The organism is Mesorhizobium sp. M2E.F.Ca.ET.219.01.1.1 (genome assembly GCF_004016445.2).
Taxonomy (GTDB): domain Bacteria; phylum Pseudomonadota; class Alphaproteobacteria; order Rhizobiales; family Rhizobiaceae; genus Mesorhizobium.
Map to the genome: position 1 here is coordinate 1 of NZ_SADT02000181.1, position 316 is coordinate 316.

The 316-nt window shown below is 63.9% G+C and carries 1 protein-coding gene; it reads right to left on the bottom strand.

Going from position 1 to position 316, the window contains the following annotated elements; genetic code table 11:
* A partial coding sequence (locus tag EN862_RS36500) for a hypothetical protein (RefSeq protein ID WP_193771645.1) occupies positions 1-316 on the bottom strand: 316 nt, incomplete at both ends.

The following is a 316-nucleotide window of genomic DNA, read 5'->3' on the forward strand; positions in this document are numbered from 1 at the left end:
GCTGCGAGAGGGATGCCACGCCACTGCATCCACAGGAACGGCAGAGCGATGGCCAGGATCGCCGTGAAGCTCACGACGATCCTGGCCTCGAACCGCAGGGGGTCGTGCCGGCGCAAAGCCTCGAGGCCCGCCAGCGCTCCAAAATAGATGGCGGCGAAGGCGGCCGAGAGGTGATGCGTGACCGCGAGGCTTGCCAACAGCAAGCCAACCAGCCCGAGCGACTTCAGCCTCGATAGCCCGACGAGATTATTAGGGGCTGCTTCGACCGCAAACGTCAGCACGCAAAGCACGATGCCGAGGCTCTGGTAGGAGAAAC